Origin of the sequence: Candidatus Tisiphia endosymbiont of Ditula angustiorana, assembly GCF_964026425.1 — a bacterium.
GTDB lineage: Bacteria > Pseudomonadota > Alphaproteobacteria > Rickettsiales > Rickettsiaceae > Tisiphia.
The window spans coordinates 182,606-197,645 of the sequence record NZ_OZ032143.1; the positions used below are offsets into that span (position 1 = coordinate 182,606).

Sequence of the window (15,040 nt, forward strand, 5' to 3'; positions counted from 1 at the left end):
ACGTACGGTTCTGTGAGCTTACTATTACCCACAAATATTAGAGTTAGCTAATTGATAACCTTGAACTAGATCAAATAACCGTTGCCATCCTCTCCACAATACAATAGGACCAGGCTCTAGATCATTTTTTCTTGCTAAATACCCACCCAATTTAGCAACCCATATTATAGCATTTTTTATTGTAGGAATTGTATTATTAGGGGGAGCTGCTTTGTGTATCTTTACATACAAAACTCGCCATTCTTCTTCAGCTAATATTACACTACATGGTAGATTAGGATTAGTTCTGCCAATTAAAGTAATAAAAAAAATTCTCCAAGCAATTATGCTCATGATTGTCAAGTATTTTATTAATCTTTCTCCTGTTGCAAGTCTACATTGTTCAACCCTAAATCCAGATTTTAAAATTTTATGAAAAATTTCAATTCTCCATCTTAAACAATACCATCTTACTTTCTCTATAGCTTCTTCAAAATTATTGATAACTATATTGGTTAGTAACATCCATTCTAATGGTGTTGTTCCACTAGGGGGACGACGCTCAATAACATTGATGGCATATACTGGTAAATTTGGCAATGTTTCTGTTTTATGTCTTACATTGTTTACAGGAGGATTCATTATAAATTTTCCAAATCTAACTTCCAAATGTCTAATCCTATTAGCTTTATTTTCTTGACTAGTATCTTTAACTGCTATTTCTCCAGCACACTGGAAACCCGATACTACCTTCCACAAATATTGTCTATCTTTTTTGGAATATTTTGACTTTTTATTTATTTCTCTATCCTGTGCAGCTCTAACTAAAACTTTAGATTTCTGAGCTTGTGCCAATTCAAAAAAATCATATATATCAGCTTCTCTATCACAAACAGTTATAATTTGGGTATTACTATTATTCGTTGCATTAATAGTGTTCTGTAATGCATTAAGCCACTTCATACTTTCTTTATCTTTAATATGTACCGCATTACCATGACTAGTTTTTTTTAACTGTTGTATTTCTTCAGGCACTGCTGGTCTATTGTGAATCTTTTGATCCAACAACCCAAGTGCTAATCCATTGGTAGCAACCGCAAAGGCAGTATGCATTATCAGACCTTTACATTCAATATTTTTAACATTCTTTCCCTCTTTTCTTGATAACACACCCAATCCAGTAGTTTTTTTATGACTAGTATATGTGATATAACTAGTATCTTGTATAACAAGAACTTTATCATGCTCTTTGATTCTTTCTACTGCTTTAGCAATATGGGCTTCTAATATTTTTGATTCCTTAACATTATCGTTTTTAAAAAAACGATATGCTGCTTTTGTTTCTGCCCAATTTCCACATGCTTGATTAATTGAGCTTTCAGGTATATTTGCAAAATTATCAGCTATCTTTATTAACCTATTTGTCAGCCTTTTATCACCCAAAATAGCTCCACTAAATTCCTCGGTCAAATAATTATTTATTATTTCTTGACTCATACTATACCTCTACAATGTAATATTTTAATTGCAAATCAGTATATTATTTTTACTTCTTTTTCACCATTGTTATTTTGTGGGTAATAGTAAGGTTCTGTGAGAGCCTGAAGTGCAAACCTTGGGCTACTTCGACCCCGGGGTAAGATGGAATCCCGTTGGATTCCCTAGAGCGTCACATGTGGCATGGATTTTAGTACTCAGCCCCCCTTTACCTCGTCCAATTGCTTGGTCATCATCTAACTCTTTTTTTTAGCACCAGCACTATGTTGATGAGTCCTAACAATGGTTGAATCAATCATGGCATACTCGTTATCAGCATCTTCAGCCAGCATCTCAAAAACCTTTTTCCACACACCTGTCTTGCTCCACCTTGAATGACGTAGGTGAATCACTCGAAAATCTCCAAAACGTTCAGGTAGGTCTCTCCAAGGTATACCAGCCCTATATCGATACAAGACTGCTTCTACAAATAGGCGATTATCCTTGGCTGTTACACCAACAGACTCTTTCCTTCCAGGTAGGTTATCTTTAATCCGATCCCATTGATCGTCACGTAGAGCATATCGACGCATAGAGAAGATTTATCCTTAATTTTTTCTCTATTACACAACAAACAAACACTCCTGTCAACTTAATTGATGACACGCCCTAGTATAGTGTTGGATTCTGTAGGAATAGGATACGATATTGTAAATGGATTAATTTGGGCTGGTCATGGCTTAGTATCAGGTATTAAGTTGGTCACCTTTAGTGTGGCAGAAACTTACAACAACTGGAATCAAGATGTATTTTACGATGCTTCTAACACTTTGCTAGAAGAAGTTGAAGAGTTTTTTGATGCATCTTTAGCATCTTATACTGAAGACGTTACCCCAATGGGTTCAGATTTTTCTTACAACAATGATAACTCCATATAAAATGGAGATTTGATCCTGTTTATATGCAACAGGTTCATTTATTAACAATACTCTAAAATAACGCGAGTTGCCAATTAATTGCTAAGCACAAAGCTGAATTTCATCAAGCTTTTGAAGGTAACTTATAGCATTAAAAGGTTCAAAATTAGCTATATTTTTTAATATAGCTAATATCTACAAAAAACCAACAAAACTTCAATTAGAAAAAAAGGAAAGAGAAATGGGATTATCAAAACTTTCTGATATTTTTGAAAGTCAGTTTTCTTTTGATAATATGAAATTCAAGCAAAAGTAAGTTTTCTTGCTTTTTCTTATTTAACGATCAACCATCTTAATACCCGTTTCAACAACCCAAATTTAAAAGATATCAAAAAAGTAAAAATAGTGGATTCCACGCACCCACTATTTGGTCATTCTTTTCATGTATTAGAATGGCGCAATTCACCAAGTAATGAAGGATTTATTTATGTGGAGTACCAGCATCTAACTCGACTCTATATTCCTATTGATGTTACTAATATTGCTTTTGTACCTCGAATTCCTACAACTAAGTTAACATGTGAGAGCATTCTAGCATTGACTAACTTAGGAATGGAGATACCAAGCTTATGTCTCAACCACCAAAACAAGTTTGGCAGCGATTATCAGAAAAACAACAAAATGAAATCTTAACCGAACTATTAAATATTTGTCAGGAGATTACCTATGAACACATCAGAACTAATAACATCACAACACTTGGCTCTCAAAGCAATAATTTATATTCGACAGTCAACATTGCACCAAACTCTAACCAATCAAGAAAGTCTAAAATTGCAGTATGCACTTAAACAACGTGCTTTTGAATTGGGTTGGCAAGCAAATAATATTGAGATAATAGATGCAGACCTTGGATTAACAGGTGCAGAAGCTAAGCATCGCGAAGGATTTAAATCATTACTAACACAAGTAACACTTGGTGAAGTTGGTATTATTTTATCATTTGACGTAACACGATTATCTCGCAATTGCTCAGACTGGTATCCACTATTAGACCTCATTCGAAACTGGTTGACGTAGTTCAAAATTATAAATGCCAGAGATCAAATTAAATCTAAGACCAAATCTTTTACGTCTATTTCGATATTTGTCAGCAATAATTTTGAACCGTTTTAGCATACCAATAACGTTTTCATTTAGAACTCTTTCTCCTGCTAACCTACGATTATTCTTTTTATCATTTTTAGTTAAAGGATTTTTCTTGCTTTTTTTCTTTGGTAATTCAGAATTATTGTGAATTTTTTGTATATACTCGATGAAAATCAACAATTGCGTTGTTGTTGTCCAAGACCTGCGGTGCTCACGTACTAATGTACGCTGTGCTCCTCGGCTTGGACACTCCTAGCACTTGTTGATTTTGATCTTCGTCTACCAACTCTTCATTTACGAGCAGTATACCTTGATATCCTGTATCAGTAATCGCTTTAACCTTAGGATGGATAAGAATTTTGGATTCCTTAAATAATCTAAAGTCATGTTTTTTACCGTTAGAAAAATCTGTACATATTACTTGGTGTGTTTTCTTGTCTACCACTATTTGAGTTTTTAGTGTATGCCTTTTCTTCTTTCCTGAATAATAGAATTTTTGTTTTTTTTGGGTCTTTCTATAGGACTCTCAGTAGCATCAATCAAGACTACTTCATAATTCATATCACTCTTCATTAGAGCTTTACGACCTGGAAGAGCAAAGTTTGGGTGTTTAACTAGGGTGTCTTCTACCCATTTAACAGCTTTATATGCTGAACTTTCACTAATCCCATAGTTCTGACCTATATGGAAATAAGTACGGTATTCTCTAAGGTATTCTAAGACCATCAGCAACTGTTCCTCCAAATTGAGCTTATTTTTACGCCCACCTTTTGATTTCTTAAGACCATCAGCTTGCCTCAAAATATCCACCATCTTTGAGAATGTTCCCTTCTTTACTCCTGTTAATCGACGAAATTTTTCATCCTCTAACTCTTTAATCTGATCGAATTTCATATTATTACTTCAAATCAGATATTTATAACACCATTCTACATCATTGTCTAGTTTCGAAAGAAGCCTACTGAAACATTTTCAATACAAACATATTTCTAAAAAATATAGTTTTTTGAGTGTTTTAATGTTACAAATTAACCTCAAACGTTCATAAAACCTAGCTCTGCTCTTATAAATTAATTGGCAACTCGGGTTATGTACATAGAGGTTTCAAAGAATTTTATGAAAATTCGTAGTTCAGAGCAGCAGCAAGCGGTTAATGCATTGATAAGATCTTTGAGTACTAAAGAAGTTGAAACATCATAAAGTTATAATTAGTAATAGTGCTTGAAAAACAAGATATGGAAGAAGTGATAACAAGAAATTAAGATTGCCAAGATTAAGAGTTTTTGGTAAGGATATGTCTTGTAGCAAGCTACTAGCGGCAAAATTGCTTGGCAAGATCGAACAATTGGAAAAATTATGGAAAAAGCTGTTAAGGGGACACCGTCAAGTTAACTTGAATTTAACAAAAAATGAGTATTTTGTAAACGATACTATGCTGCTTACAGACTGAAAATTTTGTTAAAATTAGGCGTTTTTCAGTTAACTTGACGGTATCGTTAAAACTTATATAATATTTTTATATGTTTCTTTGTAAAAAAATATTATAAAAATAGCTAAAATAGCTAGGAAGGTTAAATAATAAGACATCGCTAATCTATCTCCTGTAACCTGATATATCCAAGCACCAATCATAGGGACTGTCCCTCCAAATATTGCTGCACTTATGTTGCATGATAGTGCTACTCCTGTAAAACGAACACTAGTTGGAAATAGTTCCACTAGAATCGTTGGTATTGCACCCATATGAAATGCTACTATTACAGCAAATAAAATTTGTGCTGTAGTTGCAAGATAATAAGATTTAGTATTTATCATGAGAAAAATTGGGTAGGTGAGTATTATAAGTGCTAAGCAACTAAAAAGAATTACAGGTTTGCGTCCTATCTTATCTGAGATGTAGGCAGTAATAGGGAAAGTAATGATCATGGTAACTAAAGTTAAGCCTCCTAATGTTGAGCATTCAGCTTGGCTATATCCAAGGGTCAACATGTAATTTGGAATGAAAATAGTTGCAGCATAGAAAGGTGCTGTAACATTAATATAAAGACCTATTGCTAACCAAAGTTTTTTCTTATAGTTTAATAGTAGTTCTCGCAAAGGGTATTGTAAGACTAGTCCACAATCTCTTACCTTGGCATATATTGGGGTTTCTGATATGCTATTTCTTATGTACATTCCTATCATACCAACAAAAAAACTACTAATAAAAGGTAATCGCCACCCGAAAGACCATAAATCTTCTTTTGATAACAAGGAACTGAGTAAATAAGCAATTATTATTCCTAACAACATTCCTAAGCATTGACTAATATATACAATACTTCCAATTATGCCCCTGTTATTTGCCGGTGCATGTTCTGTAAGATAAATAACGCAACCACTAAATTCCCCACCTAATGAAAATCCCTGAACTAACCGTACTATAGTTAAAATTATTGGAGCAACTAAACCAATTGAATTATAACTGGGTAGTAATCCTATTATGGTAGTAGGAACTACCATTGTCAAAATACCTATAACCAAGGAAATACGTCTTCCAAATTTGTCACCAATATTACCAAAAATAATTCCTCCAAGCGGTCTTACCACAAACCCAGCTGCAAATATTGCAAAAGTCAGTATTTCACTAATAGAGTTATCTGGCAAAAATTTTTGTTTGAGTATACTCAATTAACCTGAAGAGTTGCAGAAATGGTTAACGGTAATAGTTTGGAAATTATCGTTTATTAAGGTACGTAACCTATCTTTATAATCACCGATGTTGCTAAAAAATTTGTTTATTGCTTCCGAAAATTGTTCAAAATTATGATAAAATTTATTATTAGTTGTAATACGGTGCATAAACTTCCATAATCTCTCAATTGGGTTCAGATTTGGACTATATGATGGCAAAAATACTAGCTCTATTTTCGTATTTACTAGGTATTCCTTGACTTTCTTGGATTTGTGGTAACTAGCATTGTCACAGATTAAATATATTCTCTCCTTGTCACTATTCTCCTCTTCTAACTTTTGTAAAAAATTAACTATCTGCTCCCCATTTATTTTGGGGTTCTCTGTACTTACTAACTGCAAATCGGCTAGGTTAATAGCACCAATCATGTGCTTTCTTTTCCAGCCACTGAATGTTGGTAAGGTTTTATCTTGGTTCTTTCTTATCCAACCACACCTTGCCCTTGCTTGATACTGAGGATGAACACCATCCATAAAATATATAGCTTCCTTATCTCTGAGATTCCCTTTTAGCAAACTGTAGTTTAACTTAAATAATTCTTGCTTGTCAAAATCCAGCTTAGCCGGTACTATTTTCGGCTTCTTGTAAACAAATCCCAGTTTGTATAGTAATTTTGTTACTCCCGTTATCGTATATGTCACACCATATTTGTTCTCAATGTGATGCATAATATCTTTCGCATAAACATAATTATTTGCTTCTAGGTGAGTCACTAATTCTGTCTTCTCACCATCACTTAATTTGCTTGCACTACCCCCATTGTCGGTATTAAGCTTATTGGCTTTTTGATAATCAACAATATGTTTTCTTATCGCTTCGTGGCTCAAGAGTAGTACCTTAGCAATCTCTACATTACTATACCCATCGTCATACATCAAAACTGCCTTAATACGATCACGTATGCGTCCGTCTCGTTCTGTCTTATGACGTTCCTTCAACTTTTCTCTTTGTTCTTCTGTCAATACATTCTTACTCATAATGTCCTAAACTTTATAATATCTCTCCTATCTTTGCAACTCTTCATTTATGAGTAGTATATATAAGCAAACTGAGCATATAAAATAAAATCATACCATTCCAATGCATTGCCAATCATACAGGTCAAAACAATTTTTTTCATAGAAACCTATTTTGTAGACACAGGAATAATACTATTTGGAATGTAATGTAGGAAACCACTATTAATTGCTTTTTCTATAAGTTGAGATTTATTACTGCACCCTAACTTTAATTTGATTATCGCAAAGTATGATTCCACAGTACGTACTGACAGGTTTAATATAGTGGCGATTTCTTTCATGGATTTACCACGTAACAATAAGAATACACACTCTTGTTGTTTTTTGCTTAAAGGAAGAGGAGAATGCTCCTGATTTAAAATATAAATTATAGGTTTATCCTGCGAATTTATAAATTTTTTATCAAATTGATTTAATGATAGATACCAATTAAACATATTAGTGTTAGATATGTCCATAACTTGACCAAATATCCCAGTGATTTTCCCATTTTCTTGTTGTATGGGGATTTTATGACTCATTAAGGTTTTCCAGCCAGATGAATAATTGCAAATATATAAGCTTAATATCGCCTTAGTAGTATCGATAACTTTCTGATCAAGGGTTATAAATTGCTCAGCTGCTTTTACGGCTTCACAAGGTATGTCAAAATCTGTTAAATCAACGCAGTGGTCTGGACTCTTCCAACCCAGTAGTAGAGCATAATCTTTACTAATAACGGAATACTTAGAATTAATGTCTTTAGCGATAACAAAGCCAGGTACATTTACTATAGAAGCAAATTCAGATTTTAAATCGTTTTGTTTAGTACAAATGATTGATGTATTTTGTACTGAGCTTTTATCTTGGACAGGCTTCAACATAATTTGTTACACGAATATTTTGTTGTTATAATTAGCTGGACACTTAGTTGGACAGCTCTACACTATAAACTATTTTTTCAATATTACCATTATATCCTAGGGTGTGTCATCAATTAAGTTGACAGGAGCGTTTATTTGTTGTGTAATAGAGAAAAAATTAAGGATAAATTTTCTCTATGCGTCGATATGCTCTACGTGACGATCAATGGGATCGGATTAAAGATAAGCTACCTGGAAGGGAAGAGTCTGTTGGTGTAACAGCCAAGGATAATCGCCTATTTGTAGAAGCAGTCTTGTATCGATATAGGGCTGGTATACCTTGGAGAGACCTACCTGAACGTTTTGGAGATTTTCGAGTGATTCACCTACGTCATTCAAGGTGGAGCAAGACAGGTGTGTGGAAAAAGGTTTTTGAGATGCTGGCTGAAGATGCTGATAACGAGTATGCCATGATTGATTCAACCATTGTTAGGGCTCATCAACATAGTGCCGGTGCTAAAAAAAAGAGTTAGATGATGACCAAGCAATTGGACGAGGTAAAGGGGGGCTGAGTACTAAAATCCATGCCACATGTGACGCTCTAGGGAATCCAACGGGATTCCATCTTACCCCGGGTCAAGCTCATGATTTGCAAGGATCTGATGTTTTGATGAATGAATTGACGAAAGCGGATGCTGTACTTGCTGATAAGGCTTATGATGCCGATGTACGTATGCGAGATAAGCTGAAAGATAAGGGATGTATAGCTGTGATTCCCCCAAAGAAGAATCGTGTGAATCCAGCTAAGTATGATAAGGACCTATATAAAGCTAGGCATTTGATTGAGAACTTTTTTGCAAAATTGAAGCAATATAGAGCTATTGCAACACGATATGACAAAACATCTCAGAACTTTTTGGGTGCTGTTTATATGGCTTCCATGGTAATTTGGCTCAATTGATGACACACCCTAGTTCTCCTATAATAATCTTGGAGGCTTTACATACCATATTTTCTTTGAAAGAGACTGCTACTCTCTTTGCAGTATCCTGTAATTCAAACCTTGGTGGGTATTGGTAAAACAACGTCATATGAGGATTATATAACTCCAAAACTCCACTAACGCCATAATTATCGACTTGTTCACGTTGAACATTTGACATATCTTTATAAACATCTTTAGAGCGAGCCAACGGATGTTTGTGGAAAGGGCTAGCTAAATGAACGATTGATACGTGTAATTCCTGAAGATATTTAGTTTTTTCTGCTCCTAAGTCTATCCACCTATCTGCAGTAGAGTAAATTTTACTAAGATTTAAGGTAAAAAGTTGGAGTTTTAGCCCTTTAATTTTGTTATATATTTGTTGTAGATCTTTTGTTTCATATGCTCCGTGATATAAGGTAACATGCCAATAATTTTTAACATTATTTAAATGACTTAATATTTTTGCAATATCCTGATTTAGTTTTTCAGCTACTCTTACGCATTTTTCTTCTGGTAATATAACAATCCCATATTCTTTTATATTATTATTTTTTCCTGCTGCTAATGTTCCACTACTATAAGCAAGTATAAGCCAAACTATAACAAAAAAGAGGAATGGTTTTTTAATTAAACTCCTAACAGTTGCATGTGACATAGAGCATTTTCCTAATAGATACTGTACTTGAAATTCCATAATTTATACCTCAAAATTATTTTTTAATTATCGGATGACTAACTTTATACATAAATAATATGTAAAAAATCAACTCATATCAATACCGTAAAAAATACTGTAGTAATTAATACGTCAGTATATAACTCCACAGTAAAAAATCAGACTATTATTTACCGTGAAATTATGATTATAAAGTTATAATAATATTTTTTTGAATATTAAGTAAAGTAATAAATAGGATTTACTAAATGATTAAAATAAATACGTATAGCAGCAATCAATCAGCCGACCTTATCTAGCCGTACAAAAGCCTATGCGGACAAACATAACATTAGCAAATAAAGGAAGTAGAACATGAATTATCAAATATTAGTCTTGGCCATTGGAGTATTTAGCCTAATCATCGGACAGATATTATTAATACTACTCTCGGTCAAATGGCTTAATCAAATCAGATCAACCTGTAGTGACATCAAAGTTATTTGCAATAATTTTTCTAACGTCTACATCAAAGCACAAAATGAAATAGCAGCTCTATATCAAAAGAGTACAGAGTTAGCTAATAGTACAGTTAAGAAAGAACATCATATATTACATGCTACCTTTCAGTTAGAAGATATAAATCTGCATCTTAAAATACTACTTGATGAGTTTAAAGTATTTGCTAACTCTAGCAATACTATGCCACAGACCAAGGAACAAAAATAATCAACATTAACTAACTAACCCCAATTGCCAATTAATTTTGTATATCAAAAAGTTCTAGAGTCAATCCTTGATTATTTTTGCTTTATTACAGAATTTACCTTGCATATCAAATATTTGTACTACTCCTTCTGTATGAATATCGTGAGCTTTATCAACTAGATATTTTTGCTGTGGTGGAAACCATTGTAACACAAAATAAAGGACAGTGGTTGTAGTAATAATCGATAAGATAAGACTAATTCCTACCATAGAAAAGAAATTTTTGCTACGATTAATCCTAAAAGATTCAATATCATCTTTAATTTTGTTGAGATTTTGACTACAGCTATTAATCGCTATAGTCATTTCATCGTATACTTGCAGCAAAACTGCATAACTCTATTAAATTTTTTTGCTGGTATGAATTTATTTTATAAATTTGGGTTTCTACTATGCAAATATCACCGATTAATAAAAAAACTAGTTAAAAAAGTACCAGTCATATTATAACATTTGAAATATTAACAATAATGATAATTAATCGAAATGCAAAAGCCAAAAGTAGCGACCTTAAGTTCTGAAGAACGAGAAGAACTAATACAACATATTAAGGCAAGTTCATTAACAGGAGATGAACAGCAAGCGATAATAGAACTTGTGAAATTTTGTAACGAACTAATAGACAAGCTAGGTTCTGTTGACAAAAATTTTAACGTAACCATATTAAAGTTCCAACGAAATTTAGAAAAGCTAAAAAAGTGGCTGGAGCTTTATCAAATCTAGAAAATATACGCCTAAAATGTTTGATTTTACCAAATAAGCACTCAATTAAATGTCGTTCCTTATAAGTATGTTTATCATATTCACGTTGTACTTTACGGTTAGATTTTGGTGGTATAACAATCTCACACCTCTTATTTTCTAAACTTTCTACAAATGCACTACTATCGTATCCTTTATCGGCTATCACAGTCGTATTCTGAACATCTTGAGTAAGATTTCCCGCTTGAGTTATATAGTGAAACCTATTGAATTAGGTGATACAAATTTTGTGTCATACCTGCGAAAGCAGGTATCTAGATTCCCGCCTTCGCGGGAATGACAATTTACAATTGTTATGTTCTTTGTCACCTAATCCTATGGGCTTAACTATATCATTTCTTTGCCCAGCAGTTAGTATAAACTTTAATGGATTACCAAGACCATCAACAAGGGCATGAATTTTAGTACTAAAACCACCTCTGCTTCTACCTAAAGCCGCTTCTTCTTGATTACCTTTGATATATCCAGATGAGCAAGCATGTGCTCTCACAATAGTTGCATCAATCATAATTGATTCCATATCTGCATCTACTTTAACATAATCCATTAAATCCTCCCATATACCTTTGTCAACCCATCTCTTAAATCTGCGATAAATACTGTACCAACAACCATAATCATCAGGTAGAAGACGCCATTGGCAACCTGTTCTAACAATAAACCATATTGCTTCAATAAACTGTCTCATTTTTTCTTCATTCTTGTTGTGTATACCATTTCTTTCCTTAAAAAATGATAAAATTACTTCCCATGCTTGTTCTTCTATGTAATACTTCATATTGGTAGTTCCTTTTTTTGATAACTAAAAACTACCATTTCTTCTTACTATGGCAACTTTTTATTCCTCTTTCCTAACTATAATTTTTGTCAACAGAACCTTGCAGGGTCTCTAGCATCCGCATAATGTCCATGTAGATGATCATCAGGATCAATTGGGTGTCGATTTCTACTCTTGACCTCATGATTGGTCATTGACTCAAAGCTAATTACCTCAGTATCCTGCGTACCATTAGTAACGCATTTGCGTAGCTTTGAACCTTCCTGTTGGATAACTAGGGTGATATTTTTGGCAAATTGTTCTTTAAGGCTATCGGTTATTTGTTCCATTTTTTATCTCCTCAATATTCTATCAATAGACTTTTTTAAAATTTCAAAGTCTAATATTAATCACTTCCAACAAACTGCTACATAACATATTGATTTTCAGTATTTTCTGCTGTTAAAGTAAATCCTAATTCTTTTGCACGTTTTTCAAGAGCCTGTACTAATTTGCTCTTGTATTTTTGTTCATAATTGCTTATACCTTGCTCAACATATACTTGTCCAAATTTCAACAACCTATAAAATAAGCAAGCTATTTTCCTGGCAGTTGCTGTGATAGCTTTTGGAGTTCCTTTACTGATTTTTATTCTACGCATAAATGATCCAATAGCGGTTTTGGTTTTACCTGCTGCGGCAGCTGCAATTCTGAAAGCAGTGGAAGCTCTGTTGATTACTTTTCGAGTTCTAGTACTAAAGACTTTTTCACCAGTTATTTTATTAGCAGGGCTTAAACCCAACCATGAAGCAAAGTGGTTTTCTGACTTCCATTGCGACATATCTGTACCGACTTCAGATATAATTGTTTGGATAGTTAGTACATTAAGTCCTGGTATTGTACTAAAGTCAAGACCAGTCATGTTATAGAGTTCCTGCTTAAGATTAAATTTAGGTCTGTTGCTACCGGCTCTTTTTGAGTCATCTTTTATTACTTCATTCCCTTTGGGTTCAAAATCTTTATAATGTCCTTCTATTTCAATATCAATCTCTTCAAATTTTTTTTAGATAACCCATGTATAATTCAAACTCCTGCTTCAACACAAAGAGATGTTCCTTGCGATAATCACCTTGTAGTGACTTAATTATAGTTTCTTCACTACTTTTGATTCGGTAATCTCTAAATTTTGCCAATTTTACTGGATCACGCTCACCACCTATAATCGCTCTGATAATTGCCATACCTGTTGTACCTGTGATGTCGGTAATTACATTACGTAGTTGCATATTCATCTCTGTTAAAGCTTTTTGCATACGAAATACATGCGTTGTAGAGTTTTTGATCAGACGCTCTCTTTGACGTATATAACTTCTTAGTACACAAACACTATCTTCAGGTCTGAATGATGACTGTAATAAACCACAACTATGTAATTTTTGTAACCATTGGGCGTCTTGTACATCACTTTTACGACCAGGAACATTTTTTACATATTTAGCATTGACTAGATATACTTCAAAACCTCTTTGTTCGAGTATTTGGTATACTGGTATCCAATATACACTAGTTGATTCCATGGCAATAGTTTTAATACCACATTTTTTTAGCCAATCAGCAATCTTATGCAAGTCATCAGTAAAACTCCCGAATCTTCTTACATATTCTTTGTCCCGATCTTGTGGAACACAAACATAATGTGATTTTGATCCTATATCAATTCCAGCAGCATCAGGATTGATAATTTGTAATGTATTGGTATTATTATCATTGTTCATAATAAATCCTCCTTATAGTATAGTTGCACATTAATCTTAACATGAACCTGCTACAAGTCAGAGGGATTTAAAAAATTATACTCTTCCAAACGAGGTATCAATGTCTGATCCATCAATGTACAAAACACCATCCTCCAAAGTCACGCTCCTAATCGGGTACAGAAAACACCATTGAGCTTATCGACCATAACTCTTGTACAGATCCGGTTCTAATTTTAAGGTATTGCGTCAGTTTATTCCATTATAAACTCCTAACAAACTGGTTTGAAAGAAGGTGTTATTTATCATAGCTTACCACCAACAGTTTGTTTATGTTATTACATAATGCTTAGCATTTTGTTTGGTGCTATTGTCCAGTGGCTCTTTTTTGATAGGTTATTGCGGATTGCAGCCTTAAGAGAGTTATCACTTACTTCTTGTTTGCATTATTTACTTATTGCGTTTTGTCATATGCAATTTTGTACAGTTCTTCCATACGTTTAACAGCTTGATTATGTCCTGTATGATCTTTACCATTTAATTTTACCATAAATTCAGTATCAGATTCAAGTCTATTAATTTCTTGCAATGCCTTATCTCGGCTGGTAATTGTTGGTGATTCATTACCAGTTACCAACGAATCGGATTTTAGGGTTTCACCAACCCTAACTAACAAATCTACTAAGGCTGGCGAGTAATTGGAATCTTCAATTAATTCAGCCAGTTCTTTAGTACCAAACTTAGATAAAGCTTCCTGCATCACTGTCATCTTACTGTCAAAACCTTCACCATAAGTGTTTTTCAACCAACCAATGTGAGAGTGACGTGTTTGCTCGATAGCATTTTTTTGCTGTTTTTGTAAATCCTGCGAAAAACCATACAGAGAATTAAGCAGCTTCTCACCTTGCCTTTTAGATAATCCGCTTTGGTAAAACATGTCTTCATAACGAGTTAAATACTCCTCATCTTCCTTGGATCGTTTGTCAGTATATTTCTTATCCTCAGGCAGCCCCATCCTAGAATAAAATTTATGCCACTCCTCATCAGAGCTGTCATCTTTTGGCACGGCAATTCGTTGATTCAAGCTCTTCTCTGCTTCCAAATAGCTCTGTGCTAAAGATGAGACATCCTTGAATTTACCCAGTGACTCAGCTTTGCGGATGTCCTCCGGCATATTAGCTAGCCATGAATTATTGCTAGTGGTAGTTTCGTTGTTGATAATATTTGCTTCTTCGCTCATATT

Annotated in this window: 12 protein-coding genes and 5 pseudogenes; 5 read left to right on the top strand and 12 right to left on the bottom strand. The window is 33.7% G+C overall.

Annotated features, from left to right (window positions below; all coding sequences use genetic code 11):
- Nucleotides 1-24: 24 nt before the first annotated feature.
- Nucleotides 25-1,476 carry an IS4 family transposase gene (locus AAGD29_RS00660; RefSeq protein ID WP_341757292.1) on the bottom strand — a complete coding sequence of 484 codons (1,452 nt, stop codon included), beginning with the start codon at nt 1,474-1,476 and terminating at the stop codon, nt 25-27.
- A 132-nt stretch (nt 1,477-1,608) separates the two neighbouring features.
- Nucleotides 1,609-2,048: pseudogene (locus tag AAGD29_RS00665) on the bottom strand (IS5 family transposase); the annotation flags it as partial.
- 66 nt (nt 2,049-2,114) lie between these two features.
- Here AAGD29_RS00665 and AAGD29_RS00670 point away from each other — a divergent pair.
- Together AAGD29_RS00670 and AAGD29_RS00675 are read left to right on the top strand one after the other, a co-directional pair.
- On the top strand, nt 2,115-2,393 hold the full coding sequence (locus AAGD29_RS00670; protein WP_341758127.1) for a hypothetical protein: 279 nt from the start codon (nt 2,115-2,117) through the stop codon (nt 2,391-2,393).
- A 705-nt stretch (nt 2,394-3,098) separates the two neighbouring features.
- The gene (locus AAGD29_RS00675; protein WP_341758128.1) at nt 3,099-3,452 is read left to right on the top strand and encodes a recombinase family protein; all 354 of its coding nucleotides are present in this window, start codon (nt 3,099-3,101) and stop codon (nt 3,450-3,452) included.
- Here AAGD29_RS00675 and AAGD29_RS10180 read toward each other — a convergent pair.
- Nucleotides 3,423-4,415: pseudogene (locus AAGD29_RS10180) on the bottom strand (IS5 family transposase). The gene AAGD29_RS00675 and the pseudogene AAGD29_RS10180 overlap by 30 nt on opposite strands.
- Nucleotides 4,416-4,610: 195 nt before the next feature.
- Here AAGD29_RS10180 and AAGD29_RS00690 point away from each other — a divergent pair.
- Nucleotides 4,611-4,721: pseudogene (locus AAGD29_RS00690) on the top strand (transcriptional regulator); the annotation flags it as partial.
- Nucleotides 4,722-5,024: 303 nt separating this feature from the next.
- Here the strand turns inward: AAGD29_RS00690 and AAGD29_RS00695 are convergent.
- The 3 genes from AAGD29_RS00695 to AAGD29_RS00705 all read right to left on the bottom strand — a co-directional run bounded on the left by AAGD29_RS00695 (nt 5,025) and on the right by AAGD29_RS00705 (nt 8,137).
- Nucleotides 5,025-6,191: an MFS transporter gene (locus AAGD29_RS00695; RefSeq protein WP_341758129.1), complete on the bottom strand. Its 1,167-nt coding sequence runs from the start codon at nt 6,189-6,191 to the stop codon at nt 5,025-5,027.
- On the bottom strand, nt 6,192-7,232 hold the full coding sequence (locus AAGD29_RS00700) for an IS630 family transposase (protein WP_341757979.1): 1,041 nt from the start codon (nt 7,230-7,232) through the stop codon (nt 6,192-6,194). It abuts the gene before it with no gap.
- Between the two features lie 149 nt (nt 7,233-7,381).
- Nucleotides 7,382-8,137 (bottom strand): LuxR C-terminal-related transcriptional regulator, encoded by a 756-nt coding sequence (locus AAGD29_RS00705; protein ID WP_341758130.1) that lies wholly within the window; start codon nt 8,135-8,137, stop codon nt 7,382-7,384.
- 176 nt (nt 8,138-8,313) lie between these two features.
- Here AAGD29_RS00705 and AAGD29_RS00710 point away from each other — a divergent pair.
- Nucleotides 8,314-9,077, top strand: a protein-coding gene (locus AAGD29_RS00710; protein ID WP_341757317.1) for an IS5 family transposase whose coding sequence is annotated in 2 segments (ribosomal slippage) — nt 8,314-8,646 and nt 8,649-9,077 — 762 coding nt in all. Because the reading frame shifts where the segments join, the coding sequence is not laid out codon by codon here.
- Here AAGD29_RS00710 and AAGD29_RS00715 read toward each other — a convergent pair.
- Nucleotides 9,070-9,795 carry a hypothetical protein gene (locus tag AAGD29_RS00715; RefSeq protein WP_341758131.1) on the bottom strand — a complete coding sequence of 242 codons (726 nt, stop codon included), beginning with the start codon at nt 9,793-9,795 and terminating at the stop codon, nt 9,070-9,072. The two genes, AAGD29_RS00710 and AAGD29_RS00715, sit on opposite strands and share 8 nt — an antisense overlap.
- Nucleotides 9,796-10,131: 336 nt before the next feature.
- Here AAGD29_RS00715 and AAGD29_RS00720 point away from each other — a divergent pair, with 336 nt between their 5' ends.
- Entirely contained in the window at nt 10,132-10,485 is a 354-nt protein-coding gene (locus AAGD29_RS00720) for a hypothetical protein (protein WP_341758132.1), read from the top strand.
- Nucleotides 10,486-10,545: 60 nt separating this feature from the next.
- On the opposite strand, the gene AAGD29_RS00725 is transcribed toward AAGD29_RS00720, so the two are convergent.
- The 5 genes and pseudogenes from AAGD29_RS00725 to AAGD29_RS00750 all read right to left on the bottom strand — a co-directional run bounded on the left by AAGD29_RS00725 (nt 10,546) and on the right by AAGD29_RS00750 (nt 15,037).
- Nucleotides 10,546-10,851 carry a hypothetical protein gene (locus AAGD29_RS00725; protein WP_341758133.1) on the bottom strand — a complete coding sequence of 102 codons (306 nt, stop codon included), beginning with the start codon at nt 10,849-10,851 and terminating at the stop codon, nt 10,546-10,548.
- Nucleotides 10,852-11,173: 322 nt separating this feature from the next.
- Nucleotides 11,174-12,064: pseudogene (locus AAGD29_RS10185) on the bottom strand (IS5 family transposase).
- A gap of 89 nt (nt 12,065-12,153) precedes the next feature.
- Nucleotides 12,154-12,393, bottom strand: a complete 240-nt coding sequence (locus AAGD29_RS00740; protein WP_341758135.1) for a phage capsid protein — start codon at nt 12,391-12,393, stop codon at nt 12,154-12,156.
- 77 nt (nt 12,394-12,470) lie between these two features.
- A pseudogene (locus AAGD29_RS00745) lies at nt 12,471-13,818 on the bottom strand (IS110 family transposase).
- Nucleotides 13,819-14,251: 433 nt separating this feature from the next.
- On the bottom strand, nt 14,252-15,037 hold the full coding sequence (locus tag AAGD29_RS00750; RefSeq protein ID WP_341758136.1) for a hypothetical protein: 786 nt from the start codon (nt 15,035-15,037) through the stop codon (nt 14,252-14,254).
- Nucleotides 15,038-15,040 lie beyond the last annotated feature (3 nt).